General features: G+C 61.9%; 28 protein-coding genes. 14 read left to right on the top strand and 14 right to left on the bottom strand.

What is annotated here, in order from left to right:
* Nucleotides 1-48 precede the first annotated feature (48 nt).
* Nucleotides 49-1,434 carry an aminotransferase-like domain-containing protein gene (locus G7016_RS17850; protein WP_181117059.1) on the top strand — a complete coding sequence of 462 codons (1,386 nt, stop codon included), beginning with the start codon at nt 49-51 and terminating at the stop codon, nt 1,432-1,434.
* A gap of 7 nt (nt 1,435-1,441) precedes the next feature.
* Here G7016_RS17850 and G7016_RS17845 read toward each other — a convergent pair whose 3' ends face one another.
* A complete protein-coding gene (locus tag G7016_RS17845) occupies nt 1,442-2,470 on the bottom strand; it encodes a Glu/Leu/Phe/Val dehydrogenase family protein (RefSeq protein ID WP_181117058.1) in 1,029 nt (342 codons plus the stop codon).
* A gap of 167 nt (nt 2,471-2,637) precedes the next feature.
* Here G7016_RS17845 and G7016_RS17840 point away from each other — a divergent pair, with 167 nt between their 5' ends.
* Complete coding sequence (locus tag G7016_RS17840; RefSeq protein ID WP_181117057.1) at nt 2,638-3,444, top strand: transglutaminase family protein; 807 nt, start codon at nt 2,638-2,640, stop codon at nt 3,442-3,444.
* A 233-nt stretch (nt 3,445-3,677) separates the two neighbouring features.
* On the opposite strand, the gene G7016_RS17835 is transcribed toward G7016_RS17840, so the two are convergent.
* Nucleotides 3,678-4,133 carry a flavodoxin gene (locus G7016_RS17835; RefSeq protein WP_181117056.1) on the bottom strand — a complete coding sequence of 152 codons (456 nt, stop codon included), beginning with the start codon at nt 4,131-4,133 and terminating at the stop codon, nt 3,678-3,680.
* Between the two features lie 120 nt (nt 4,134-4,253).
* Between G7016_RS17835 and G7016_RS17830 the strand changes: the two genes are divergently transcribed.
* Together G7016_RS17830 and G7016_RS17825 are read left to right on the top strand one after the other, a co-directional pair.
* Entirely contained in the window at nt 4,254-4,709 is a 456-nt protein-coding gene (locus tag G7016_RS17830) for a PAS domain-containing protein (RefSeq protein WP_181117055.1), read from the top strand.
* Between the two features lie 67 nt (nt 4,710-4,776).
* Nucleotides 4,777-5,382 (top strand): hypothetical protein, encoded by a 606-nt coding sequence (locus tag G7016_RS17825; RefSeq protein WP_181117054.1) that lies wholly within the window; start codon nt 4,777-4,779, stop codon nt 5,380-5,382.
* A 1-nt stretch (nt 5,383) separates the two neighbouring features.
* On the opposite strand, the gene G7016_RS17820 is transcribed toward G7016_RS17825, so the two are convergent.
* Complete coding sequence (locus G7016_RS17820) at nt 5,384-6,334, bottom strand: MerR family transcriptional regulator (protein ID WP_181117053.1); 951 nt, start codon at nt 6,332-6,334, stop codon at nt 5,384-5,386.
* Nucleotides 6,335-6,571: 237 nt separating this feature from the next.
* Between G7016_RS17820 and G7016_RS17815 the strand changes: the two genes are divergently transcribed.
* From G7016_RS17815 to G7016_RS17795, 5 genes are all read left to right on the top strand, one after another.
* The gene (locus G7016_RS17815; protein WP_181117052.1) at nt 6,572-7,156 is read left to right on the top strand and encodes an antibiotic biosynthesis monooxygenase; all 585 of its coding nucleotides are present in this window, start codon (nt 6,572-6,574) and stop codon (nt 7,154-7,156) included.
* 82 nt (nt 7,157-7,238) lie between these two features.
* Entirely contained in the window at nt 7,239-7,946 is a 708-nt protein-coding gene (folM, locus tag G7016_RS17810; RefSeq protein ID WP_181117051.1) for a dihydromonapterin reductase, read from the top strand.
* 18 nt (nt 7,947-7,964) lie between these two features.
* Complete coding sequence (folX, locus tag G7016_RS17805) at nt 7,965-8,336, top strand: dihydroneopterin triphosphate 2'-epimerase (RefSeq protein WP_181117050.1); 372 nt, start codon at nt 7,965-7,967, stop codon at nt 8,334-8,336.
* 66 nt (nt 8,337-8,402) lie between these two features.
* On the top strand, nt 8,403-8,699 hold the full coding sequence (locus G7016_RS17800) for a DUF1244 domain-containing protein (RefSeq protein ID WP_181117049.1): 297 nt from the start codon (nt 8,403-8,405) through the stop codon (nt 8,697-8,699).
* On the top strand, nt 8,692-9,042 hold the full coding sequence (locus G7016_RS17795) for a HopJ type III effector protein (RefSeq protein WP_181117048.1): 351 nt from the start codon (nt 8,692-8,694) through the stop codon (nt 9,040-9,042). Before G7016_RS17800 ends, G7016_RS17795 begins: the two co-directional genes overlap by 8 nt.
* Before the next feature lie 57 nt (nt 9,043-9,099).
* Here the strand turns inward: G7016_RS17795 and trxB are convergent, their stop codons facing one another.
* Nucleotides 9,100-10,065, bottom strand: coding sequence for a thioredoxin-disulfide reductase (gene trxB, locus G7016_RS17790; protein ID WP_181117047.1), 966 nt, complete (start codon nt 10,063-10,065; stop codon nt 9,100-9,102).
* Nucleotides 10,066-10,354: 289 nt separating this feature from the next.
* On the opposite strand from trxB, the gene cysZ reads away from it, so the two are divergent.
* A complete protein-coding gene (cysZ, locus tag G7016_RS17785) occupies nt 10,355-11,104 on the top strand; it encodes a sulfate transporter CysZ (RefSeq protein WP_181117046.1) in 750 nt (249 codons plus the stop codon).
* Between the two features lie 86 nt (nt 11,105-11,190).
* Nucleotides 11,191-11,553 (top strand): hypothetical protein, encoded by a 363-nt coding sequence (locus tag G7016_RS17780; protein ID WP_181117045.1) that lies wholly within the window; start codon nt 11,191-11,193, stop codon nt 11,551-11,553.
* Between the two features lie 21 nt (nt 11,554-11,574).
* Here G7016_RS17780 and G7016_RS17775 read toward each other — a convergent pair whose 3' ends face one another.
* The 3 genes from G7016_RS17775 to G7016_RS17765 form a co-directional block, all read right to left on the bottom strand.
* Nucleotides 11,575-12,693, bottom strand: coding sequence for an NADH:flavin oxidoreductase (locus G7016_RS17775; protein WP_181117044.1), 1,119 nt, complete (start codon nt 12,691-12,693; stop codon nt 11,575-11,577).
* Between the two features lie 93 nt (nt 12,694-12,786).
* Nucleotides 12,787-13,269 carry a glutathione peroxidase gene (locus tag G7016_RS17770; RefSeq protein WP_181117043.1) on the bottom strand — a complete coding sequence of 161 codons (483 nt, stop codon included), beginning with the start codon at nt 13,267-13,269 and terminating at the stop codon, nt 12,787-12,789.
* 19 nt (nt 13,270-13,288) lie between these two features.
* On the bottom strand, nt 13,289-13,774 hold the full coding sequence (locus G7016_RS17765) for an FKBP-type peptidyl-prolyl cis-trans isomerase (RefSeq protein ID WP_181117042.1): 486 nt from the start codon (nt 13,772-13,774) through the stop codon (nt 13,289-13,291).
* Between the two features lie 12 nt (nt 13,775-13,786).
* Between G7016_RS17765 and G7016_RS17760 the strand changes: the two genes are divergently transcribed.
* A complete protein-coding gene (locus G7016_RS17760; protein ID WP_375139705.1) occupies nt 13,787-14,068 on the top strand; it encodes a DUF3565 domain-containing protein in 282 nt (93 codons plus the stop codon).
* Between the two features lie 55 nt (nt 14,069-14,123).
* Nucleotides 14,124-16,220, top strand: coding sequence for a phosphate acetyltransferase (gene pta, locus G7016_RS17755; protein ID WP_181117040.1), 2,097 nt, complete (start codon nt 14,124-14,126; stop codon nt 16,218-16,220).
* Nucleotides 16,221-16,235: 15 nt separating this feature from the next.
* Here pta and G7016_RS17750 read toward each other — a convergent pair whose 3' ends face one another.
* On the bottom strand, nt 16,236-16,943 hold the full coding sequence (locus G7016_RS17750; protein WP_181117039.1) for an OmpA family protein: 708 nt from the start codon (nt 16,941-16,943) through the stop codon (nt 16,236-16,238).
* 289 nt (nt 16,944-17,232) lie between these two features.
* On the opposite strand from G7016_RS17750, the gene G7016_RS17745 reads away from it, so the two are divergent.
* Nucleotides 17,233-17,889, top strand: a complete 657-nt coding sequence (locus G7016_RS17745) for a polysaccharide lyase family 7 protein (RefSeq protein ID WP_181117038.1) — start codon at nt 17,233-17,235, stop codon at nt 17,887-17,889.
* A gap of 77 nt (nt 17,890-17,966) precedes the next feature.
* Here the strand turns inward: G7016_RS17745 and pstB are convergent, their stop codons facing one another.
* The 6 genes from pstB to G7016_RS17715 all read right to left on the bottom strand — a co-directional run bounded on the left by pstB (nt 17,967) and on the right by G7016_RS17715 (nt 25,158).
* Complete coding sequence (pstB, locus tag G7016_RS17740) at nt 17,967-18,740, bottom strand: phosphate ABC transporter ATP-binding protein PstB (protein WP_181117037.1); 774 nt, start codon at nt 18,738-18,740, stop codon at nt 17,967-17,969.
* On the bottom strand, nt 18,740-19,585 hold the full coding sequence (gene pstA, locus G7016_RS17735; protein WP_181117189.1) for a phosphate ABC transporter permease PstA: 846 nt from the start codon (nt 19,583-19,585) through the stop codon (nt 18,740-18,742). The genes pstB and pstA overlap by 1 nt, the downstream gene beginning before the upstream one ends.
* 26 nt (nt 19,586-19,611) lie before the next feature.
* Nucleotides 19,612-20,607: a phosphate ABC transporter permease subunit PstC gene (pstC, locus tag G7016_RS17730; RefSeq protein WP_181117036.1), complete on the bottom strand. Its 996-nt coding sequence runs from the start codon at nt 20,605-20,607 to the stop codon at nt 19,612-19,614.
* A gap of 69 nt (nt 20,608-20,676) precedes the next feature.
* The gene (gene pstS / locus G7016_RS17725) at nt 20,677-21,690 is read right to left on the bottom strand and encodes a phosphate ABC transporter substrate-binding protein PstS (protein WP_181117035.1); all 1,014 of its coding nucleotides are present in this window, start codon (nt 21,688-21,690) and stop codon (nt 20,677-20,679) included.
* A 155-nt stretch (nt 21,691-21,845) separates the two neighbouring features.
* A complete protein-coding gene (locus tag G7016_RS17720; protein ID WP_181117034.1) occupies nt 21,846-23,210 on the bottom strand; it encodes a DUF1329 domain-containing protein in 1,365 nt (454 codons plus the stop codon).
* A 16-nt stretch (nt 23,211-23,226) separates the two neighbouring features.
* Nucleotides 23,227-25,158, bottom strand: coding sequence for a DUF1302 domain-containing protein (locus G7016_RS17715; RefSeq protein ID WP_181117033.1), 1,932 nt, complete (start codon nt 25,156-25,158; stop codon nt 23,227-23,229).
* Nucleotides 25,159-25,270: the final 112 nt, after the last annotated feature.

The following is a 25,270-nucleotide window of genomic DNA, read 5'->3' as shown; positions in this document are numbered from 1 at the left end:
AGATCGTGATTAACTGTGTGGCGAAAACTTCCGTACAGTGGATGACGCATGCAGCTAGGCCTTGATCGCGAGTCTGATACTCCCCTCGTCGAGCAGATTGTTCGCGCACTTGCCCGCTGGCTGATGGAGGGCAAGGTCCGCGCTGGCGCGCGCATGCCCTCTATTCGGCAACTGGCCACGGACAATAAGGTGAGCCCTTCGAGCGTGGTAGAAGCCTATGCCCGGCTGGTAGCGCAAGGCGCGGTGGTGCCTCGCCAAGGCAGTGGCTTTTTCGCCAGTGAATCGCCCGCCAGCGTCGTCAGCGAACAGCCTGGCAACCTTGAAGACCCTCGCTGGGCTCAATTCGACGCCTCCCCTGTCCTGCTCCGCCTGGGCTGTGGATGGGTGCCGACTGACTGGCGGGACGCCGACTGCCTTGGCCATGCCATCCGCCGCGTCACGCGTGAAGACCCAACCGCCCTGTTCAGCTACAACTCGCCCATGGGCCTTCCGGCATTACGCACACAGTTACAACGGCGCCTGTCGCAGGTGCATATCCATGCCGAAACGCAGCAGATACTGACCACCCAAGGGGCCAGCCATGCGCTCGACCTTATCGTGCGCACGCTCCTTCGCCCCGGCGACACGGTGATCGTGGAGGATCCGGGCTACTACAACCTGTTCAACCTGCTGGCGCTGCAGAAGGTTCAAGTGCTAGCCGTTATTCGTGGAAAAGAGGGCCCTGACCCCGACAGGCTGGAGGCCTTGCTGCGCGATCATCGGCCGAAGCTGATGTTCGTGAACAGCATGTACCAGAACCCCACCGGAACAAGCCTGTCTCCTCGAGTGGCGCATCGCCTGCTCAGGCTGGCCGAGCAACATGATTTTCTGCTGGTCGAGGACGATATCTATGCAGACTTCCAGAACGGCCCAAGCGCCCGGTTGGCTGCGTTGGATGGCCTGAACCGCGTGATTTACCTCGCCAGCTTTTCCAAAACCCTCAGCTGTTCGCTGCGCGTAGGTTATGTGGCCGGCCCGCCGACGATAATGCCTCGGCTGGCGGAGGTAGCCCAAGCCACCGGCCTGGGCACACAGCGTTTTGCCGAGAGCGTGGTAGCGACCCTGCTGGCGAGCGGCGCCTGGCGCAAGTCACTGGAGCGGCTGCGCCAGCGCCTCGCCACCTCCATGGCGCATACGCTGAAATACCTGGCGGAGCATCGCTGGGAGGTCTTCGCCGAACCCCAAGGAGGCATGTTCCTGTGGGCCAGGTACCCCGGGGCCACGCCTGTGGAGTACGCCGCCAAGGCCGCTGCGCTGGGAATATTGCTCACCCCGGGCGAGGCTTTCCGACCATTTGGGCAGCCTACTGACTGGTTGCGATTGAACGTTGCCTATTGCGCGGACTCACGGGCCCGAGCGTTTTTCAAGGCAGTGGCAACGCCCAGGCCCGGCTGACGCTACGCTAGCCTTCGCCGCCGTACACCAGCCGCTCGGCGATCTCTTGCGCCACCCGGGCAGGCGAGCGATGCGTAGCCTGTGCCTGGGAGTAGATATCGGTCAGCCGCGCACCGATCCGGCTGAGGTGAGTGGTAATCGCGCTGGGGTCGGCACTCTGGTATTGCAGCGCTACCTGGATCAGGCCGCCCGCGTTGATGACGTAGTCGGGCGCGTACAGAATGCCACGGCTTTCCAGTTGGTCGGCCACATCAAGCGACGTGAGTTGCGCATTGGCCGAGCCGGCGACCGCGGCACACCTCAGCTGGGCAACGGTCTTGGGGCTGAGCAAGCCACCGTTGGCACAGGGAGCAAAGATGTCGCAGGGGGTGGTAGGCAGCGCATCGCCAGCAATCGGCCGGGCGTTGAACTGCTCTACTGCCAGTTGCACTTTGCCCGCGTCCGTGTCGCAGACCAACAACTCGGCGCCTGCCGCGTACAGATGTTCGGCCAGGCTGTAACCCACATGCCCAAGGCCCTGGATGGCCACCCGTAGCCCTTCGAGGTTATCGCTGCCCAGCCTGGCCATGGCTGTGCTGCGTATGCCGGCAAACACGCCCAGTGCGGTGTGCGCCGAAGGGTCGCCGGCTGCGGTGGTACTGGTCACATAACGCGTGGCCTGCGCCACGCAGTCCATGTCCGCCGTACTGGTGCCACTGTCCACGGCCGTGATGTAACGCCCTTGCAGGCTGTCGACGAAGCGTCCGAAGGCTTCGAACAGCTTCGCACGGTCCTCTACATGAGGCCCACGCAGGATCACTGCCTTGCCGCCATTGAACGGCAAGCCCGCGAGCGCAGCCTTGTAGGTCATGGTTTCGGCCAGGCGAATGGCATCGGTGAGTGCGCTTTCGTCGTCGGGATAGGCCAGGTAACGGCAGCCACCAATGGCTGGCAACGGCCGCCCGGCGTGTACGGCGATGATTGCCCGCAGCCCTGTAACCGGATCGACGGTCAGGTGCACGGTTTCCACGCGGGTGCGTTGCATCAGCGCGAGCATGGGAATGCTTCCGAATAGGCGGTATTGGCAAGAGTATAGGTGGCCCGCGACAGCTTGCCCGGCCACTACATGACACTGGACGAAACCGCCGCCGAGGGCTACAAAAGCTGAAGCACTGTACGCTGGCACCCGCTGGCCGTGCCGTCGGAGGAACGGAGCGTTCATCCATGAACCCACGCCAAGCTTGCCTCAATTGCATTGCCCGCCAGCCCGCCGCCCCGTTCGAGGCCGCGCTGTGGGTGGCCGCCGAGCACGATCCCGGCGTTGCACCCGCCCAATTGCTCAGCGACCTGCAAGCGCTGCAATTGACCGTCAGTGCGGGCTTGCCGCTGCTCCCGGTTCGAGAGCTTGCGCAGCCGCTGCTGCGAAAACTGAACGCCCTTGGCTACGCCCAGGACGAGTTCCATCCGCTGCGCCCCGACGCCGCCTTGCTGCATAAAGTACTCACGCGCAAACGTGGCCAACCGTTGGCGCTGGGCCTGCTGGCGCTGGAACTGGCAAGGCGCCTGGACATTCCATTGGTGGGGGTTAACTTCCCCGGGCACTTTCTGCTTCAGGTGCCCGGTGCCGACCACCTGCTCGACCCCTGTGGAGGCCGCCGGTTGTATCCACAGGATTGCCGGGAACTGCTGGCCCGGCAGTTTGGCGCTGGCATGGAACTGCGTGCCGAGCACATGGCTGCGGCTTCGGCAGCCCAGATGCTGCAGCGGCTATCGCGCAACCTGCGCCAGTTGCATAGCAGCCAGGACCTGTATATGGCCGCCTTGAAAGACGCCGAACGGGTATTCGAACTCGGCCCGGCGACGGCAGCGGATTACCTGGCGCGTGCCGGGTTGTACCAGCGGCTGGATTGCCCTCAGGCCGAACGCTTCGATGTGCAGCATGCGCTGCTGTTGACTGATGACCCCGTACAACGACTGCGCCTGGCGGAGCGGTTACAGGGCTTGCCCGGCGCGGTGCAACGCCTGCATTGACTGCTTGCAGTATTGTTACGCTCAACGCAACGGTGATTGTCAAACAATCCGATTTATCCAGGCGGCGCGGGGCCGTATCCTTTGAAAGGTCGAACATCGTTCAACTTAATGTTGGCTTAAGCCTTTTGCGCCAATATTGCTCCAGTGGTGTTCAACGTACCCCCGACGTTGTTTGGTAGCTCCTGAACCAACGTCTTGCTTGGCCGCTGTGTGCGCAGCGGCCTTTTTTTCGCCTATTGCTCCAACCGCTGCATGAATTCAGCCAGCCATGGCTCGGCATCGGTTTCCGGGGTAACGCTTTCGCTGGCGTCCAGCCGTAGCATTGGGGTTGTCTGCCGTATCCCCAACTCGTCGAACAGTTCTGCAAGCAGTTCGCCGCCTCCGCAAAAGCTGTCGCTGTAGCTGGAGTCGCCCAGGCCGATCACGCCGCCAGGCAACCCACGCAAAGGCGCCGGCAACTGGTCTCGCAGCTCACTGTAAAGCGGCAGCAGGTTGTCTGGAAGTTCGCCCATGCCGGTGGTGGAGGTGATACCGATCAGGGCGTCGGGCTGCGAAGCAAGCAAGACGGCAAGATCGCCCCGGGGGTTGTAATAACACTGATGCCCAGCGGCTTCGAGCAGCTGAACCATATGGCGGGCGACGTCTTCGGCAGCACCGTAGACAGAACCGGAAAACAGGGCAACCTTCATGCCGGGCTCCTTTTGGACGAGGCAGGCAGTTTACCAGCGGAACGAATGCGGTTCCCGCATGCCAGAGCCCATCGGGTAAGTTAAAATGCCATCTCACCGAGGCGGCTGGCCGGAGGACCTATGATTGGCCCAAACCTGTTGCAACTTGTGGTCGATGCGTCCAACGACGGCATCGTTATCGCTGAGCAGGAAGGCTCGGATAACATTTTGATTTATGTTAATCCGGCCTTCGAACGAATGACGGGCTACAGTGCCGAGGAAATCCTCTATCGCGACTGTCGCTTTCTGCAGAACGGCCAGGCTGAAGAAGCTATCCGGCAGCAGGTGCGCGACGCCATCGATACAGGGCAGCCCTGCCGGCAGATCATGCGTAACTTTCGCAAGGATGGCAGCCAATTCTGGAATGAGCTGTCGATTGCGCCCGTTCACAACGAAGGCGACGGCCGACGTTATTTCATCGGAATCCAGAAAGACGTCACCGCGCAGGTAGCAGCGCAGGAACGAATAATGCAACTGGAAGCAGAACTGGCAGCAGCGCGCCAGGAAATTGTCCGCCTCAAAGACGCTGAACAGTGAAACGCTACGGAACCCCGAGGGCCTCATGCTAACCACTTCGCTCTTGCGACACTAACCGGGCCGAATCATGCAACCTGACTCTCTGCTGACCCAGGACGAACTCGATTTCCTTCAGGGCATCCATCACAGCCTGGCGGCCGACAACGGCGACGTCTCTACCGGCTTGATGGTAAACGGTGGTAGCCAACTGCAGGAACTGCTGACGCGCCTGGTTGCTCACGAGCACGTTACCATCCAGGCCCAGTATGAAAACCAGCAGCTGAGCTTCCCGTTACGCCTGGAGGAGGATGAATTCCACGCGCAGCATATCAAGCTGGGCGCGCCTACCATCTACGAGGACGGCCCGATGATCCGCCCATGGCGCCTCGCCCTGGCCGATGCCATTGCGTTGCAGGACCGGCGCGCCAGGCCCGTGTCGCTGTGGGTAGTCGAAATTTCGGTAAGCGGCGTAGTGCTTCAGCTGCGAGATGGCATCGAGGCGCCGGAGGTTTTCTCTCTGTGGTTCGCGCCCGAAGGCTACGCGCCGATCGCCCTGCGCGGCAGCCTGGAGCGTGAGATTGCCGAGGGCCTGATGGCTTACCGGCTGATCCCGCACGATGCCCAGGAAGCCGAGCGGTTGCGCCATTACATTCTCGAGCAGCATCGGCTGGCGCACCCTGATCTGCATGCCTGAATCAGGTATCCAGATGGCCCGCGATGTACTGCAACAGCCGCCGCTTCATCAGGTGCCCGCTAGCACCCAGACAGGCCACCGACGAATTCACCAGCTGATCCTGAATCAGCTCGCTCATCTCCCCCGCCAGTAACAAGGGGCATTCAAGGGTCAATGCCAGCTTGATGAACCGCTTGGCGGCGTCCGTGCCCGGGGCGTGGTTGGAAAACAGCACCACGGCGTGAGGCTGAATACGCTCAGTTACCAGCCCCAGTTCTTCAAGCGGCTGGCCCTTGCCCAAGGGCTGGACCCAAACCTGGTCGTTCCCCAGCAACAGCGCTGTTACCAGCAGCTCGAGTTCGTGGCACTGGCCTGGCACTCCGCAAAGCAGCACATGGCTGTCTACCGCTTCTCGCTGAACGAACTGCAAGCGCTTGAGCACTTGCCCACGCAGGAAGTGATCGAGAAATGCCCATTCGCTGGCCAGCCCGAAGCCCTCCTGGCGAAGCCGCGCCTGCTCCCACACGGGTATGAACACCTCCTCGAAGGCCACGGCCAAGGGATAGGTCGAGAAGACCTGCCCGTAAAGCCGCGTGAGGGTGAGCTCATCGAAACGATGCACGACAGATGCGATCCGGTCACGCCACTGTCCATATTCGCTGAATGCCGAGGCCGGCTCGGTAGGGGCTGGCACCCTGCCTTCCTGGCTGCGGGCCAACAGAGTGCCTACCTTGCTCACCGCTACGCCGCGCTCCAGCCACCCCAGGACTGCCCGCACTTCCGCCACGTCGGCAGCGGAATAGAGCCTGTGCCCGCTTTCGGTGCGAGTGGGCTGGATAAGCCCATAGCGCCGCTCCCAGGCACGCAGCGTTACTGGATTCACACCTGTGAGGCGCGACACCTCGCGAATAGGAAACAACTCCTGTTCGCTATGGGCGCGGCTGGTGGCCGCATAGTGTTCGTTGTCGCTCATACGAAGGAAAACCGGCGGTTTCAGGCTGTTGAACGATTGTAACTGTTTGTTGAGACCTTATGCGCGATGGAACATGCACCGCAGCGATGGTTCCCCCGACAGGCGTGGCGCATGGGAGCAGACGGCTTGGTTCGAATAAGGAATAATCCTTGCTTGAATTCCATTGCGCCCCACCACCCCGGGGCGCGATTGCGACGCCCTTACCCTGGGCGGTTGCCTGCAGCCGGGAGATACACAATGTCTACGCCACCTGTGACCATGCTGGTCGCGCGCCGCGCCGCCAAAGGGCGGTACCCTGAATTGATCGCCTGGCTTCAGGAAGGCGAGCACCTCGCTACTGACTTTCCGGGCTATCTGGGCTCGGGCATTCTTGCGCCGCCTGAGGGCGATAACGAATTCCAGATGATCTTCCGCTTCGCCGACCCCATTACACTGCATGCGTGGGAGTTTTCCGCGTCCCGGCAGGCCTGGCTTGCGCGCGGCAATGGGCTGTTCGCTCAGCCGTCGGAGCACCGCGTGCATGGCATGGATGGCTGGTTCGCTACCACATCCAGCTCGGCACAACCGCAGCGCCCGCCTCGCTGGAAACAAGCCGTGGCGATCTGGCTGGCGTTCTTCCCGGTGTCGCTGCTGTTCAACTTCGCTTTTGGTGCGTGGCTGGGGGAGTTGACGCTGGCACCCCGTATCCTCGTCAGCACACTGGCGCTTACACCGCTGATGGTGTTTATCTTCATTCCGCTTTCAACCCGCTTGCTCTCGCCCTGGTTGAACGCGCCCCCGCGCACTACTGCAGTGGCCAAGCCCAGCGCCCAGGCAAGGTAGGCGGTTGGCGCAGCGTCCCGGGTACGCTACTGTCGCTGCTCAGCCGCCGCGGTGAACGCGGCGGCCACACAGCGACCCTTACATGCCTGAACATTTCCCAGTCCTCATTACCGGCGCCGCGCAGCGGCTAGGCTTGCACTGCGCGCTGCGGCTGCTGGATGACGGCATTCCAGTGGTGGCGACCTACCGCCGGGAGCACCCGGGCATCGAATCGCTGCGCGCGGCGGGCGCGATGACCCTGCCGGCAGACTTCGCCGACGAAGGCGGTATCCGGGCCTTCATCGGGACGCTCAAGGCCAGCGTCAGCGGGCTACGGGCCATCGTGCATAACGCTTCGGCGTGGCTACCTGATAACGGTGGGGCCGACCCCGACGCGTTCCTCGGTATGTTCAATGTGCACATGCTGGCGCCGTACCTGATCAACCTCGAATGCGAAGCCCTGCTGAAGGCAAGCCCGGTTGCAGATATCATTCACATCAGCGACGACGTCACCCGCAAGGGTAGCGCCAAACACATCGCTTACTGCGCCACCAAGGCGGGCCTCGACAGCCTGGTATTGTCCTTCGCGGCGCGCTTCGCGCCGGCGATAAAGGTCAATGGCATCGCCCCTGCCCTGATTCAGTTCAACGAGGGGGATGACGAGGCCTACCGACGCAAGGCGCTGGCCAAATCCGCCATCGGCATCGAGCCCGGCGCAGAGGTTATCTACCAAAGCCTGCGCTACCTGATGGACAATGCCTACGTGACGGGAACCACCCTGACCGTGAACGGCGGTCGGCATCTGAAATAGCCCCTGGGAGTTTGCACCATGCCACATCTGGAGCCAGGAATGGCCCGCATCCGGGTGAAGGACCTTCGCCTGCGCACCTATATCGGCATCAATGAGGACGAGATCCTCAACAAGCAGGACGTGCTCATCAACGTGACGATACTGTACCGCGCCACTGATGCCGTGCGTGATAACGACATCGACCACGCGCTCAATTATCGGACAATCACCAAAGCGATCATTCAGCACGTGGAAGGCAACCGCTTCGCGCTGCTGGAACGCCTTACACAGGAAATCCTGGATCTGGTGATGAGCTATGAGGCTGTGGACTACAGCGAAGTGGAAGTGGACAAACCCCACGCGCTGCGCTTTGCCGAATCGGTGTCGATCACCTTGGCGGGCCGTCGCTGACGCCGTGATTGCCCACGGCGGGTACGCCTTTTATCATCGCTGCCCTACTACCGGAGGAGCCCGAACATGAACGAGCAACAGCGCCTGGAGCTCGAGGCCGCGGCCTTTCGCCGCCTGGTTGCACACCTGGGCAACCGTACTGACGTGCAGAACATCGACCTGATGAACCTCGCAGGGTTCTGCCGCAACTGCCTGTCGAAATGGTACAAGGCCGCCGCAGACGAACGCGGGCTGGAACTCACCCAGGACGCCGCCCGCGAGGTGGTGTATGGCATGCCCTACGACGAGTGGAAACAGCGTTACCAGACAGAAGCCAGCCCGGCCCAGGCCGCTGCCTTCGCCCAAGGAAAACCCCATGACTGATTTGAATGCGTTCCGGGCCAGCCTGGAAACCGGTGAAAACCTGTTCGCCGATACCCTCGCCTTTGTGGCCGACCATTACGATTACAGCCCACAGGCCTTCACCAACGGCCCGGTGACCAATGCTGCGGGCCAGAACGAAGGTTCTTGCAAAACCCTGGGGCTGGCCCAACTGGAGGGCTTCAGCGACCAGGAAGCACTACTGGCATTCGGTGAACATTACCGTGCCGTGCTGGCCACGCCGGAAGGCAGCGACCACGCCAACATTCGTGCGCTGATTGCCAACGGAATGAGCGCTGTGCGTTTCGAGGCCGCTGCGCTGGTGCGCAAGGTGCCGGTGGCCTGATCCCGCCTGAAATGAAAACGCCCGGCCATTTGCCGGGCGTTTCGTATCACGCTGCGCTTATTCGAACGTCGCGTTCTGCAGGCCGTCGAGGTAGCGCTCCACATCCAGTGCGGCCATGCAGCCGGCGCCCGCAGAGGTGATGGCCTGGCGGTACACGTGGTCGGCCACGTCGCCAGCGGCGAACACGCCTTCGACATTGGTGGCGGTCGCATTGCCTTCACGGCCACCCTTGACCACAAGGTAACCATCCTTGAGCTGCAGTTGCCCTTCGAACAGCGACGTGTTGGGGGTATGGCCGATCGCGATGAACACACCGTCCACGTTCAGCTCGGAGGTGCTGCCATCGTTGTTCCTCAAACGCGCCCCGGTCACGCCCATATTGTCGCCCAGCACTTCGTCCAGCACGGCATTGAGCTTGAGCTCGATCTTGCCCTCGGCAACCCGCGCATGCAGCTTGTCGATCAGGATCTTCTCGGCGCGGAAGGTTTCCCGACGATGTACCAGGGTGACCTTCTTCGCGATATTGGCCAGGTACAGCGCTTCTTCCACCGCAGTGTTGCCGCCCCCTACCACCGCCACGTCGCGGTTACGGTAGAAGAACCCGTCGCAGGTGGCGCAGGCGGAAACGCCCTTGCCCATGAACGCTTCTTCGGAAGGCAGGCCCAGGTAGCGCGCACTGGCACCGGTAGCAATGATCAGGGCATCGCAGGTATAGGTACCGTTGTCGCCAGTGAGGGTGAACGGCTTGGCAGCCAGATCCACCGCGTTGATATGGTCGAACACGATTTCGGTCTCGAAACGCTCGGCGTGTTCTTGCATCCGCTGCATCAGCGCAGGGCCAGTAAGGCCGTGAGGGTCGCCTGGCCAGTTGTCGACTTCGGTCGTGGTAGTCAGCTGGCCACCTGCTTGCATGCCGGTAATCAACAGCGGCTTGAGGTTGGCGCGTGCCGCATACACAGCGGCGCTGTAACCGGCTGGGCCGGAGCCGAGGATGATCACTCGGGAATGACGAAGCTCAGACATGACACACTCCTGTCGACCGGCCAAAGGGTGCCGCGTCGTAGTGCCGGCCTAGCCGGCTGAAAATGACAGGCCACTATCGCGGCCCGGTAAATCGAAGTGGGTGAAGCTTAACGAGGACCGGCCATATAGGGAAATACCCTTTGGCAATTCTGCTGATAGGGGGCCGCTATGCGCACGCGCCACTACGCCTGCATGGTTTCATGATGTTGCTACGGGGCGCCGCAGGGTTTTACCGTTACGGCAAAGCCGGTACCGTGCGCCAACTTCATCGCTTTTGGAGAATCGATTCATGCCACTACCCGCATTGTCCGGGCCAGAATACCTGCGCCAGGGCCTCAAGCTGGTTCTCAGCCCAGGCTTGCGGCTTTTTGTGCTGTTGCCGTTGGGCATCAACCTGGTGCTGTTCGTGGGGCTGATCTATTTCGCCGGCCACGAATTCAGCCTGTGGGTAAACCAGCTGATGCCGGAGCTGCCCACATGGCTGAGCTTCCTCAACTACATCCTCTGGCCGCTGTTCGTGACACTGGTGGTGTTGATGGTGTTCTTTACCTTCACCATGGTCGCCAACATCATCGCCGCCCCGTTCAACGGGTTTCTGGCAGAAAAGGTAGAAGTAGTAGTAACCGGCAAGGATGAATTTCCTGCCTTCAGCTGGGCCGAGCTACTGGCCATGGTGCCGCGTACCCTGAGCCGTGAAATGCGCAAACTGGCCTATTACCTGCCCAGGGCGGTCGGGCTGCTTGTGCTGTCGCTGATCCCGGGGGTGAACGTGATCGCGGCGCCCCTGTGGCTGATGTTTGGCGTGTGGATGATGGCCATCCAGTACATCGACTACCCCGCCGACAACCACAAGCTGAGCTGGCAGGACATGCTGGCCTGGCTGCGCCGCAAGCGCTGGGCCAGCCTCAGCTTCGGAGGCAGTGTGTACCTTGTACTGCTGATACCGGTAGTGAACATCCTGATGATGCCTGCAGCGGTCGCTGGCGCAACCGTGTTCTGGGTTCGTGAACGAGGCGACGCCCGCCTTGTTCCGGCGTAGTTATGTACACCCTCGGCAATGATGAGCTCGTTTTAAATGGCCCTGTCGGCGATTGGCGCCGGCGGAACATTTAAAAGGGCATAGCCATGATCAACGAAACAACCGAGAACAAAGGGGCGCATGAGGGCACTGATGAACTGGCCGCACGCGTGCGCACTGAACTGGAAACGGTGCTGGCCGAGCGAGGCCTGAATAACCTTCCGGCCCCTGACCGGATTTACCTCAATGGCGTCAATAACCTGGAGGAGCGTCTGGTCATTTACTCCCAGACACTCACCGAAGAAACCACTCGGCGGATCCAGGAGCAGGACCCGCCCTCGGCTTGGGTATCCGACACCTTCGGCGTGTTTTTCGTAGCGTATAGCTTCGAGGACGAACACCGGATCCCTGATGTCAGTGGGTTGCTGATGGGCGAAATCGTGGGCGAGGTGTATCAGCGGCTTGTATAACGGCCGCCGCTTCTCTTCCGTTCAGCTCAATTGGCCCAGCGCCTCGCGGCTGAACGGAAGAATGTCCTGCTCACGCCCGTCGCGCACCTTGGCGGCCCAGTCAGGGTCTACCAGCAATGCCCGCCCTACCGCCACCAGGTCGAACTCGTTCTGGGCCAGGCGCGTCACAAGGTCATCCAGGCTGGCGGGCTTTGCCACCTCGTCGGTCTGCACCATGAATTTCAGAAATTCGTCATCCAGCCCTACACTGCCTACCGTGATCACGGGCTTGCCGCTAAGCCGGCGGGTCCAGCCCGCGAGGTTGAGCGCCGCACCGTCGCCTACTGCCTCAGGAAATTCCGGCTCCCAGAAACGGCGGGTGGAGCAATGGAAGATATCCACGCCCGCCTGTACCAACGGTTGCAGGAACGCGTCGAGCGCCTGGGGCGAAGTCGCCAGCCGAGCGCTGTAATCCTGCTGCTTCCATTGGGAGAACCTGAAGATGATCGGGAATTGCGGCCCCACGGCCTCGCGAACCGCACGCACGAGTTCGATGGCGAAGCGGGAGCGGTTCTCGTCCGACCCGCCATAGGCGTCTTCGCGCTGATTGCTGGACGCCCAGAAGAACTGGTCGATCAGGTAGCCGTGCGCACCGTGAATCTCGATAGCATCCATGCCGATGTCTTTGGCGGCCGCGGCGGCACGGGCGAAAGCAGAGATCACCGCGTCGATATCTTCCTGGGTCATGCCATGGATAACCACACGGCCGTCCTTGCGCTTCTCCATCGGGCCGTACCCTGGCACCGTGCCATCGGGCTCCGTACCCAGGCGGCGAACGTTACCGACATGCCACAGCTGCGGAGCAATCTTGCCACCGGCCTGATGAACCGCCTCGACCACCTTGCGCCAGCCGGTCAGGGCGTCTTCACCATGGAAGCGGGGAACGTTGGGGTAGCCATTGGCAGCCGGGTGGTCGACCGTGGTGCCTTCGGTAATGATGAGGCCTACGCCGCCCGCCGCGCGGCGGCGGTAGTATTCCACCACTTGTTCGTTCGGCACGCCGCCTGGGGAAAAGGATCGGGTCATGGGCGCCATCACGATACGCGACGCCAACTTGAGTGGCCCTGAAACGAATGGTTGGAACAATGCGTGTACTGACATCTGCGCGCCTCCGTGAAGTTCAGCGCCACAGCTTAGGGGCAGCGCATCGGGGGGCACAGCACTATTGATGGGCTTGATTTCCCCGGTCGGGGTTCAGGCGAGGGCCTGTTCGATAGCCTCGAGCACGGCAGAATCTTCCGGTAGGGTCCGTGGCGAAAACCGCGCCAGCACCTGCCCGTCCTTGCCGATAAGGAATTTTTCGAAGTTCCAGGTGATGTCACCGGGATGCGCTGCTGCCTCGCCGGCCAATAGCGTGTAGAGCGGATGACGCTGAGCGCCATTTACCTCGACCTTGCTGGTGAGGGGAAAGCTTGCGTTATAACGGGTGGTGCAGAAGGCCTGGATCTCGGCCTCGGTACCCGGCTCCTGCCCGGCGAACTGGTTGCAGGGCACACCCAGCACCGCGAAGCCACGAGGGCCGAAGCGCTGCTGCAAGCGCTCCAGGCCTTCGTATTGGGGGGTAAGGCCACACTCTGAGGCAACATTCACCACTAGCACCACCTGACCGGTGAAACCGCTCAGCGGCAGTGGTGCGCCATCAATGGCCGTAGCCTGTAGCTCGTGAAACGCGCCCATGTGCCTTCCCCCCTTCGGATCAGTGGTGGTGACCGCCTTCGCCGTGAACGTGGCCGTGCGCGACTTCTTCTTCGCTGGCATCACGTACGTCGATGACCTTGACCTTGAAGTTCAGGCGCTGGCCGGCCAACGGGTGGTTGCCGTCAACGGTGACGTCATCGCCATCCAGGTCGCGGATGGTCACGATCTGCATCTGGCCATCCGGCGCGGAAGCATGGAACTGCATGCCGACTTCGAGCTCGTCGACGCCTTCGAACATGCTGCGGCTGAGGGTGCTGACCAGCTCTGCGGAATATTCGCCGTAGGCGTCTTCCGGCTCGATGGTCACGTCCACTTCATCCTGAGGCTGCTTGCCTTCCAGGGCTTTTTCCAGGCCAGGGATGATGTTGCCAGCGCCATGCAGGTAAACCAGCGGCGCACCGCCGGCCGAGCTGTCGATGACCTCACCAGCATCATTGGTAAGGGTATAGTCGATGGACACAGCCTTTTTGGCGGCAATGAGCATGGGGTAAGACCTTTGCACAAGAGATTGGAAGACCTCAGTGTAAACAAGCACGGGGACGATTGCGAATGTGACGGGCCGCGCACTGACGACTGCGTGATCCTCGGGTTCGACCAGGATGCACAGGGTGACTGGTTCGCGCGCCTGAGTTGCGGGCACACCCAGCACCTTCGCCATGCACCCCCCTGGCAATCACGCCCGTGGGTAGTGGACCCCGACGAGCGCAAGCGCCGTATCGGCAAGCCCTTTGCCTGTGGCTGGTGCGCACGGGGCAGCTTTGGCGGTAACCTTGGCTGATCCGGCCATCGCGGCGAAGATACGCCGCCGCCTGTTTCGCTGACCGAGACATACCATGCAAACCTTTTTCATCGCGCCGACCGATTTCGGCGTAGGCCTGACCTCCATCAGCCTGGGGCTGATACGCACCCTCGAACGCGCCGGCCTCAAGGTGGGTTTCTTCAAGCCCGTGGCGCAGCATCATCCGGGCGATACCGGCCCGGAGCGTTCCAGTGAGCTGGTTGCCCGTACCCATGGGCTCAAGCCGCCCGCCCCGCTTGCGCTTGGCCACGTGGAGCGAATGCTCGGCGACGGCCAGCTCGATGAGCTGCTGGAAGAAATCATCACCCTTTACCAGGCCGCAGCCGTTGGCAAGGACGTGCTGGTGGTAGAAGGCATGGTGCCCACGCGGCAGGCCAGCTATGCGGCGAGGGTGAACCAGCACCTGGCCAAAAGCATGGATGCCGACGTGATCCTGGTGTCGGCCCCTGAAAACGAAGCCTTGGCGGAACTGTCCGGGCGGGTCGACCTGCAGGCACGGCTGTTCGGCGGTGCGAGCGACCCCAAACTTATCGGTGTCATCCTCAACAAGGTGCGCACTGAAGAAAGCATCGAGCAGTTCTCCGTGCGGCTGCGAGAACATTCACCGCTGTTCCGCGGCGGGGATTTCCGCCTGCTGGGCTGCATCCCCTACCAGCCCGAGCTCAACGCGCCACGTACCCGCGACGTCGCCGAGCTGCTTGGGGCGCAGGTATTGAACGCCGGGGACTACGAGCAGCGGCGCATGTCGCGCATCATCATCTGCGCGCGCACCGTGCTCAATACCCTGCAGCTGCTCAAGCCAGGCGTGCTCGTCGTGACCCCCGGGGACCGCGACGACATTCTGTTGGCCGCCGCCCTGGCTTCGCTCAACGGCGTGCCCCTGGCAGGCGTGCTGCTTACCAGCGATACCCGCCCCGACCCGCGTGTGATGGAGCTGTGCCAGGGCGCCTTGCAGGCGGGCCTGCCGGTGTTGTCAGTGAGTACCGGTTCCTACGACACGGCCACACGGCTCAACCAGCTGAATAACGAAATCCCGGTGGACGACCGGGAACGGGCGGAGCACATCACGGATTTCGTTGCCAGCCACCTGGACGCCGCCTGGCTGCATCAACGCTGCGGCACCCCGCGGGAATTGCGGCTTTCGCCCGCCGTGTTCCGTTACCAGCTGATTCAGCGCGCGCAGCACGCCAACAAGCGCATCGTGCTACCAGAGGGCAGCGAGCCCCTTATGGTGCAGGCGGCTGCAATCTGTCAGGCCCGAGGCATCGCGCGCTGCGTGCTGCTGGCACGGCCAGCGGATGTGGAAGCGGTAGCGCGTGCCCAGGGGCTGGAACTGCCACCGGGGCTGGAGGTGCTCGACCCGGATGCTATCCGTTCACGCTACGTGGCGCCTATGGTCGAGTTGCGCAAGAGCAAGAACCTGAATGCGCCCATGGCCGAACAGCAACTTGAAGACCCTGTGGTGATCGGCACCATGATGCTGGCACTGGATGAAGTGGACGGGTTGGTGTCCGGGCTGGTGCACTCCACCGCCAATACCATCCGCCCTGCCCTGCAATTGATCAAGACCGCCCCGGGCTGGAGCCTGGTTTCGTCGGTGTTCTTCATGCTGTTCCCCGATCAGGTGGTGATGTACGGGGACTGCGTGATGAACCCCCACCCGGATGCCGCCGAGCTGGCCGAGATCGCCCTGCAAAGCGCCGATTCCGCCCAGGCACTGGGCATTGCACCACGGGTTGCCATGCTCAGCTATTCCAGCGAGCAGTCCGCCACGGGCGAGGAAGTGGAAAAGGTGCGTGAAGCGACCTTGCTGGCACGGGAGCAACAGCGTGGGCTGCTGATTGATGGCCCGTTGCAATATGACGCGGCAGCGAACGAGGCGGTGGCGCGGCAGCTGGCGCCCGACAGCGACGTGGCGGGCCGCGCCACGGTGTTCGTGTTCCCGGACCTGAACAGCGGCAACACTACCCACAAGGCTGTTCAGCGCAGCGCCGACTGCGTGAGCCTGGGGCCAATGCTGCAAGGGCTGCGCAAGCCGGTGAACGACCTGCCGCGTGGCGCGCAGGTCGATGACATCGTGTACACCATTGCCCTTACCGCCATCCAGGCCAGCCGCGGCCTGGAGGGCTAGGCGAAAGGCGAGCGGTTACTGCTGGGCCGGCTGCTGGTACTGCTGGCCCGGGATGGGCTTGAGGTTGACCTCTACGCGGCGGTTCTGCGCGCGCCCATTGGCATCGGCGTTGCTGGCGATGGGTTGGTCGGGGCCGGCACCACGCACGGTCAGGCGCGCGGCATCCACGCCCTGTGAGCTCAGGTAGGTGCTCACGGCCTGGGCTCGCTGGAGGGACAGGTCCATGTTGTGCTGGCGGCTGCCGGTGCTGTCGGTGTAGCCCACGATCTCGATGGTGTTTTCGTTGAATTGCTTGAACGAGCCCGCCAGGTTGTTGAGCGGTGCATAGAAGCTTGGCGCGATAGCCGACGAATCCGTGGCGAAAGTGATGTTACCCGGCATGATCAGTTTGATCTGGTCGCCCTGCCGCTGCACTTCCACACCCGTATTGGCCATGCTTTCGCGCAAGGCTTTTTCCTGACGATCCGCGTAATAGCCGTAACCGGCGGAGGCCGCGCCCACCACGGCGGCACCGATCAGCGCGCCCTTGCCGCGGTTGTCGTGCCCGATGGCGGCGCCCGCCACCGCACCGGCTAGCGCGCCAAGGCCACCGTATTTGGCGGTGTTGCTGACACCACCGCTCTGGCCTCCCTGCCCCTGATCAGCGTACGGGTTTTGCCCGGCGCACCCGGACAAAATGGCGGCGGCAGTGGCGGCGATGATCAGTCGGCTTGGGGTAAGCATGGCGAACTCCTGGGTTACACATTCAAGTAGCAGGCAGCAAATACTGCGTAAGGGGCAATTTGAGCGCGGTGAGCTGTGTGAATTCCAATGATATTTGTTTCACGGTCTTTCCCAGCGCCCCAACCGCTATACCAGGGGGGTTCAACCGTACCGCTTGTCAGAATGCCATCAAGCCCGGCCGCGCCATGCCGTTAACAGCGAGGTAGCGCCACGGACGGCGGAATAGTGCTACGTATCGCCCGGCTGAATACCTCCAGAGTGAGGCACAGCCCACCCGAGCTTTCTACGCATGATCGACCTCGCCCCCTGGAACCTGACCCTTCCGATTGAAACGCCTGCGCTGACCGTGGCCACTGCCGCGTTGCCGGGCCTGCAAACCTCTTACTTCACCAATACCGGCGACAAGATCGTTTTCTGGGCGCCAGTGACGGGCTCGCATTCCGGTAGCAGCGACTACCCCCGTAGCGAGCTTCGCGAAACCTCGAGCGACGGCAAGGCACGCAACTGGCTGTACAACAGCGGCCAGAACACCCTCAAAGGTACCCTTAGCGTGAACCAGGTGCCGTCCGCCGGCCGTGTGGTGGTTGCGCAGATTCACGCCAAGAACGCTACCGCGCCGCTGCTCAAGGTGGTGTACCGCTACGCCAATGGCACCGGCAATATCGACCTGGAATACCGGGTCAACCCCTCGGACGTGAAAAGCCCGGTGGCCTACACCGTGCCGAACGTGCCGCTGAACAAGGCCTTTGCCTACGCTATCCAGATGAACAAGCAGGGCAAGCTGACTGTACTGATCAACAACGCCGGCCCGCAAATCCAGCTGGCGCCGTCGTGGTACGGGTATGCGTTCTACTTCAAGGCGGGCGTGTATACGCTGGACAACGTGGGCTATGCCACCGAAGGTGGGAAAGTGACCTACACCCGGCTGGAAGTAAGCCACTTGTAAAAGCCTTGTTCGCAAGCTCGGCCTACGGCTTCGCCGGATGGCCGACGCAGCCGCAGGCGAAGCTCGCAAACTGGCACTCAACCAAACCGACCGGTGATGTAGTCCTCGGTCTGGGTCTTGTTCGGTTTGGTAAAGATGGTGTCGGTGTCGCCGTGTTCGATCAGTTCACCCAGGAACATGAACGCGGTGTAATCGGAGCAGCGCGCGGCCTGTTGCATGTTGTGGGTCACGATGATCACGGTGAACTGTTCTTTGAGTTCGGTGATCAGCTGCTCGATCCGGCCGGTGGAGATCGGGTCCAGCGCGGACGTGGGCTCGTCTAGCAGCAGCACCTGTGGCCGCAACGCGATGGTGCGAGCGATACACAGGCGCTGCTGCTGCCCACCGGACAGGCTTTGTGCGCTCTGCTTCAGCTTGTCCTTCACCTCATCCCACAGGGCTGCCCCGCGCAGTGCCTGCTCTACCCGCTCTTCCATTTCCCGACGGTTCAGCCGCTCATGGTGGCGTACCGCATAGGCAACGTTGTCGAAGATCGACATCGGGAACGGTACGGGCTTCTGGAACACCATCCCTACATGGCTGCGCAGGCGGTTCATTGAGTACCCGGGCGCGAGAATGTTCTCGCCATTGAGTAGCACTTCCCCTTTCGCCTCTTGCTTGGGGTACATCGAATAGATGCGGTTGAACACCCGCAACAGGGTGGACTTGCCGCAACCGGACGGCCCGATGATAGCCGTGACGTGTTTTTCCGGAATGTCCATGTTGATGGACTTCAGCGAGCGATGGCTGTCGTAGAAAAACTCAAGGTCGCGCACCTGGATCTTGGTTCGTTTCGGGGCGAGGTTATTCATCAGTTGGACCTGTCGCGCAAAAGAATGAGGCGGGAGAGCAAGCTGAGCGTGAGTACGAACATGGTCAGTACCAGGGCACCGGCCCAGGCCAACGCATGCCAGTCATCGAAGGGGCTCATCGCGAATTGGAAAATCACCACTGGCACGCTGGCCATGGGCTTGAGGATATCGCTGCTCCAGAACTGGTTACCGAAGGCGGTGAACAGCAGCGGCGCGGTTTCACCGGTGATTCGAGCCAGCGCCAGCAACACACCGGTTACCACGCCCGCGCGAGCGGCACGCAATACGATCTGCAGGGTCAGCTTCCATTGCGGCACACCCAGGGCCAGCGCGGCTTCACGCATGGTTGAAGGCTGCAGCTGGAGCATTTCGTCGGTGGTGCGCACCACTACCGGGATAACCAGCAGTGCCAAGGTGAGCGCACCGGCCAGCGCGGAGAAGCCCACCTGGTGGTTGGTCATGGCGCTGACCGGGAGGATGAACGCGGTATAAACGAACAGACCCAGCACGATCGACGGCGCCGACAACAGAATGTCGTTGATGAAGCGTACGACGGTACCCAGCTTGGTGTGGCGGGCGAACTCAGCCAGCCATACCCCAGCCATCAGGCCGATCGGCGTGCCGATGGCCAAGGCAATCAGCGACATCAGGGCACTGCCGTAGAATGCGTTGGCCAAGCCACCCGGGCTCCCCGGCGAAGGGGTCATCTGCGTGAAGAGTGCGGTGCCCAGTGCACTGAACCCGTTGATCAGGGTAGTGGCGAGAATCCACACCAGCCATCCCAAGCCAAACAGTGTGGCGCTGCAGCTCAATACCATCGCCAGCTTGTTCTTGAAGCTGCGCATCCGATAGAGGTTTTCGTTGGCAGAACTCACAGGCCCTCCTTGCGCGACAGGCGCATCAGCATCAGGCGGGCACAGGCCAGCACGATGAAAGTAACGACGAACAACAGGAAGCCCAGGCCGATCAGCGACGAGCGGTGCAGGTCGGTGTAGGCCTCGCTGAACTCGTTGGCGATCACCGAAGCGATCGAGCTGCTTGGCATGAGCAGTGACGCAGACAGCTGATGCGCGTTACCCAGCACGAACGTCACCGCCATGGTTTCACCCAGCGCCCGGCCCAGCCCCAGGAAAATCCCCCCTACCACCGCCGTGCGGGTGTACGGCAGCACGATGTCCCACACCACTTCCCAGGTGGTGCCACCCAGGGCGTAGGCGGATTCCTTCAATGCCACCGGAACAGTACGGAACACTTCGTTCATCACCGAGGTAATGAATGGGATGATCATGATGGCCAGCACGATGCCGGCGGTCAGCGTACCGATGCCCAGCGGCGGGCCTTGGAACAACACCCCGATCCCAGGAATGGCGCCCAGGTTGTCATTGATCCAGGGGCTGAGGTGTTCGGCCATGAATGGGGCGAACACGAACAACCCCCACATGCCGTAGATGATCGAAGGGATCCCCGCCAACAGCTCGATGGCAGAAGCGATCGGCATGCGCAGCCATGGCGGCGCAACTTCGGTCAAAAAGATCGCGATGCCGAAGCTCACCGGGACGGCGATCAGCAGCGCGAGGAAAGAAGTCACCAGGGTTCCGTAAACAGGCACCACGGCGCCGAACTTGCCGGCGACGGCATCCCAGTCGGTGGTGGTCAGGAAATCCAGGCCAAAGGTTCGAAAAGCTTCACTGCCGCCCCACAGGGTCGAGCCGGCGATGCAGGCCAACAGGAACAGCACCAGCATGGCGGCGCCACACACGGTGCGGCGGAACCATAAATCGTGGCGTTGATCCCTGGCCGCGCGGGCTTCGCTTTCGCTTTGGCGGTCGGCGGTCATGTTGGTCAGCACTTGAGAATTGTCGGTCATCGGTAGGGCCACTCATGGCAAATCCCCCAGCCCGCGTGATGCCGGCTGAGGGATGGCTTCAGGTTGCGGTTACTTGGCGAACTCGGACTGCCAGTAGCCTTCGATGCGTTTCACCAAGCTGTCCGGCAGCGCTACGTAATCCAGCGCTACTGCTTGTTCCTGGCCTTTGTCCAGGCTCCACTTGAAGAAGTCGAAAGCGGCCTTGCTCTGCTCGGCGTTTTTCGGCTGCTTGTACATGATCACCCAAGTGGTGGCGGCGATCGGCCAGGCGTTGTCGCCCGGGGCGTTGACCATCAGCAGGTTGAAGTCCTTGGCATTGGCCCAGTCAGCGGTATCGGCAGCGGCCTGGAAGGTTTTCATGTCAGGCGACACGAACTTGCCGGCAGCGTTCTTCAGCTGGGTGTGAGTCATTTTGTTGGTCTTGGCGTAGGCGTATTCCACGTAGCCAATGGAGCCTTTGATCTGCTTCACATAAGCCGCGACGCCTTCGTTGCCCTTGCCGCCCACGCCCACCGGCCATTGCACCGTGCTGCCCGCACCGGCTTTCCACTCAGGGCTGGCCTTTTGCAGGTAGTTGGTGAAGTTGAAGGAAGTGCCCGAGCCGTCCGAACGGTGTACCACGGTGATCTTGTCACCTGGCAGGTTCACGCCGCTGTTGAGCGCCGCAATGGCCGGGTCGTTCCAGGTGGTGATGGTGCCCTGGAAGATCTTGGCCAGGGTATCGCCGTCCAGCTTCAGCTGGCCAGGTTCGATGCCTGCAACGTTGATGACCAGCACGATGCCGCCGATCACGACCGGGAACTGGCCCAGGCCACCGGCCTTCAGGTCGTCAGCACTAAGGGGAGCGTCGGAGGCGCCGAAATCAACGGTTGCTGCCTTGATCTGCGCGATGCCACCGCCCGAACCGATCGACTGGTAGTTGATACGGTTGCCGCTGTTCTTATTGTATTCCTGGCTCCACTTGGAAAGCACGGGGAACACGAAGCTCGAGCCCGCGCCGGTAACGTCGGTCGCATGGGCAACACCAGAAAGGCACAGCGAAGCCAGCAAAATCGATAGGCGATTTTTGGTCAGCAGTTTCACGGCAACACCTCAGTTTGGCTCCATGGATTCATTCCATGGAAGTTTGCCGTGCTGATTTAATGCTTTGAATGTGACCTTTTGATGACAGTCTGTTTAAAACATGGCACTAAGACATTGCCCAGCCACAAAGGCATGGCCGGGCAACATGGGCAGGGTCAGCGGATGCCGTCCTGGCGCAGGGCAGCAGGGGTGTAGTCGGATGAATTAGCGGTGTATTCGAAGTTGTAAGCGCGTTTTTCCTCGTTCTTCATACCCAGTGCCAGGTACCGGCCGCTCTGCAGGTCGTAGAGTGTTTCCAGTGTTGTCCATGGCACTTGGTAGTTGTAGTAAGTCTGCGCGTGGGCTTCAGCCACCCGCCACAGTTGGCCACGGCCGTCATAGTGGTCGATCACCGCAGCCTGCCAGGTGTCTTCATCGAAGTAAAAGTCGCGCTTGGCGTAGATATGGCGCTGCCCTTGCTTGAGCGTGGCTACCACATGCCACACCCTGCGCAGTTCATAGCGGGTAAGGTCCTGGTTGATGTGGCCGGGCTTGATGATGTCGGCGTACTTCAGCGAAGGTGAATCCAGCTTGTAGCTGTTCACTGGTATGTACATCTCCTGCTTGCCCACGAGCTTCCAGTCATAGCGGTCGGGCGCGCCGTTGAACATGTCCAGGTTGTCGGAGGTACGCATGCCGTCCGCCGCGGTGCCCGGGCCGTCGTAGGCCACCTGAGGCGCCTTGCGTACCCGCCGCTGCCCGGCGTTGTAGATCCATGCCTCGCGGGGTTCCTTGATCTGATCCAGAGGCTCGTGCACCAGCAGCACCGTACCGGCAAGGCGCGCCGGCGCGGTCACGGCCTGCTTGAAGTAGAACAGGATGTTGCCGGGGTTGTTGGGGTCAAAGTCCTTCATCCGGTCCCGGAACACGAAGGAATCCTGGAAGTACACCAGGCTGTAGTCGCCGTTCTGCTGTGGTGTGGCCTGGGTGATGGTGCGGCTTACAGCCCCGCCGCGGTAGCGGGTAATGTGGTTCCACACCACTTCCAGCCCGCTTTGCGGGACCGGGAACGGAATGGCGGTCCTGAAGTTTTCCAGGCCGTTGCCGTCGCTTACCAGCTTGGTCTGAGTGGCGTTGTCCTTGATGGCGGCAAATACCGCGTCCGGCACAGTGGCGTTGCGGTGGCCCGGGTATACCGGCAAGCGGTACGTATCCGGGTAGCGCTTGATCATGGCCACTTGGCCGGGCGCGAGTTTGCTGGCGTATTTATCCACGTTCTTGCTGTCGATCACGAACAGCGGCTTTTCACTGCCGTAAGGGTCAGCCAGGAAGCCTTTGGCGTCCACCGCGCCGGCATTTTTCGGCATTGCCGCCCAAGCCGGGATAGATCCGTCTGCATTCCCAGCCTTCTCTGCCCCCATGGGCGTCAAGGTCGTGCCCAGCTTCCCCGCCTCGGCGGGCGACACGGCCGCCCAGCCATGGCTGGCCCCCAGCAGCAGCCCGATTGCCGACCCCCAAACCACGTTCTTGATGTTGTTCATATGTGTAGTGTCCCGGTCAGAAATTCACGCCGAAGCTCATGGCCACGAAGTCACGGTCATCCACGGTGGTGTACTTGCCGTCGAAGAAGTTGGTGTAGTACAGGCTGGCCGTGTAGGTGTTGAGGTAGTCGGCGTCCAGGCCAATGCTGATTGCCTTGCGCCCTTCCTCGAAGTTGCCACCCGGGCCGGGCGAGTAACCGTCCACGTCATGGGACCAGGCCAGGCTGGGCCTGAGGTTGACCCCGGCGATGGCATTGTTGAAGTCCCAGATGGCCCGCATGCGGTAGCCCCAGGAATCGGTGGTGGTAAAGCCGTCGTTCTCGCAATAGCGGCTCACGTTGTTCTGCGCGGCGCCCGCGAGGGTGCTGGCATTGAGCGTTTGGCACTGCCCGTTGGGCAGCGGCCCAGGGCCATAGCTGGGGTCGCGGCCATAGCGCAACTTGGAGGTGCTTTCCAGGCCGCCCACATGGGTCCAACCCACCTCCCCTACCACCGTGAGCCGGTCGGCCCACATCACCTGGTCGAAGAAGTGGGTGAAGGTGGTCTGGAACTGAGTGATCTCCTTGCGCCGGTAGCCGGGCTGGTCAGTGCCTGGCGAGCCCTGCAGCTGGGAAACGTTGGGGTTGAGCGGGGACAGCCCCGAATAGAGGATGTCCGTGGTGTTGATCTGTACTGGCGCGTTCGGCCGGTAGCTCAGTTCGCCGCTCCAGGTGGTGCCGGTGGGCAAGGTGGTCGAGAAGCTGAGGCCATAGAGGTGGATGTCCTCGGGGTACTCCACGTAATAACTGCCGTTGCCCGCCGCCACCACGGGCAGCAGCGTCGATGCCAGTGCCCGGGCGGTGGCCGCAGGAATACCCGAGCTGGCTAGCGAGGTCACCAGGTTGGCAGCGCTGTAGGCACTGGCCGATCCGCCGTGGCCGCTGAACACTGGCAAGCGGCTGTGGTAGTTCATGTAATACGCGCCGAATTCGGTATCCAGCGGTTCGAAGTTGTAATGCATCGCCAGCCCGAACTGGCCGCTGTCGCGCGCATCACGGTCGGGGTCCCGGCTTACCACTACGCCCTCATTGCTGAAGGTCACGCCCTGCCTGCCCAGGCTGCTTAGTACGGCCGATCGGGCTGCGGCTGGCAGGCCTGCGCCGGCCAGTGCGCCGCTGAGCCCGCTGCTGGTGCGCAACACCGCCAGGTTATTGCTGCAACCGTCGGCGATCACGTCAGGCTGAGAGAAGAACGTGCCGCAGTTGTCGACCACGGTCTGGTCCCACTCCAGCTGGTAGAAGCCTTCGGCGGAAAGGTTGTCGGTAAGGTTTTGCGACAGGTAGAACATGTTGACCGGGATCAGCCCTTCCTTGATTTCGGAACCCGGCCGGCGGAAGGCGGACACATCCACCGGGTTGATGCTGTTGATGGAGTTGCCGATGAAGGTACTCTCGCCCCAGTTCACGACCTGCTTGCCGAAGCGCACGCTGCCCGGCAGGTCGCCAATGCTGTAATTGTGGTAGATGAACGCATCCAGCAGCTGAGCCCCGGAGGACTTCGCCCCCTCCTTGCGGCCCGAATCGCTGATGTCCTTGAAGCGCCGATCCTCGTCCTTCAGCTCGAAGTCGTACCAGTACTTGCCACGCAGGAACACCCCAGTGTCGCCGTACTTGAGTTCCAGGTCGTGGACGCCCTTGAATATCTTCGAGAAGGTTTCGCCGCGCTTGAAGTTCAGGTGGCCGTCGTCCGAAGTTTGCGACAAGCCGTGGCCGCCGTTATTCACGCCGATGAGGTTCTTGTTCGGGCTGGCCGTGGACCAGCTTGAGCCGATGGACAGCGACGAATCGAACTGACCTTCGATTTCACCAATGTTGAAACTTACCGCAAGCACCGGGGTGGCGAAGGTAGAGGCCAGGCTGACAGCCAGTGGCAGCCTGCCCCTTTGCCAGAGGGAACGGATCGGGTTCATCGACACTACTCCATATACATTCTTGTTATTGGGAGCGGCCAGACGCGTGAGCGCTGGCGGCCGTGCGAACGGCACACGGCCTCAAAGCCGGGCAGCAGCGACCGGTTAATCG

It is taken from the genome of Pseudomonas japonica (assembly GCF_013522925.1).
Classification (GTDB): domain Bacteria; phylum Pseudomonadota; class Gammaproteobacteria; order Pseudomonadales; family Pseudomonadaceae; genus Aquipseudomonas; species Aquipseudomonas japonica_A.
This window is presented reverse-complemented; position numbering and strand designations above follow the sequence as displayed.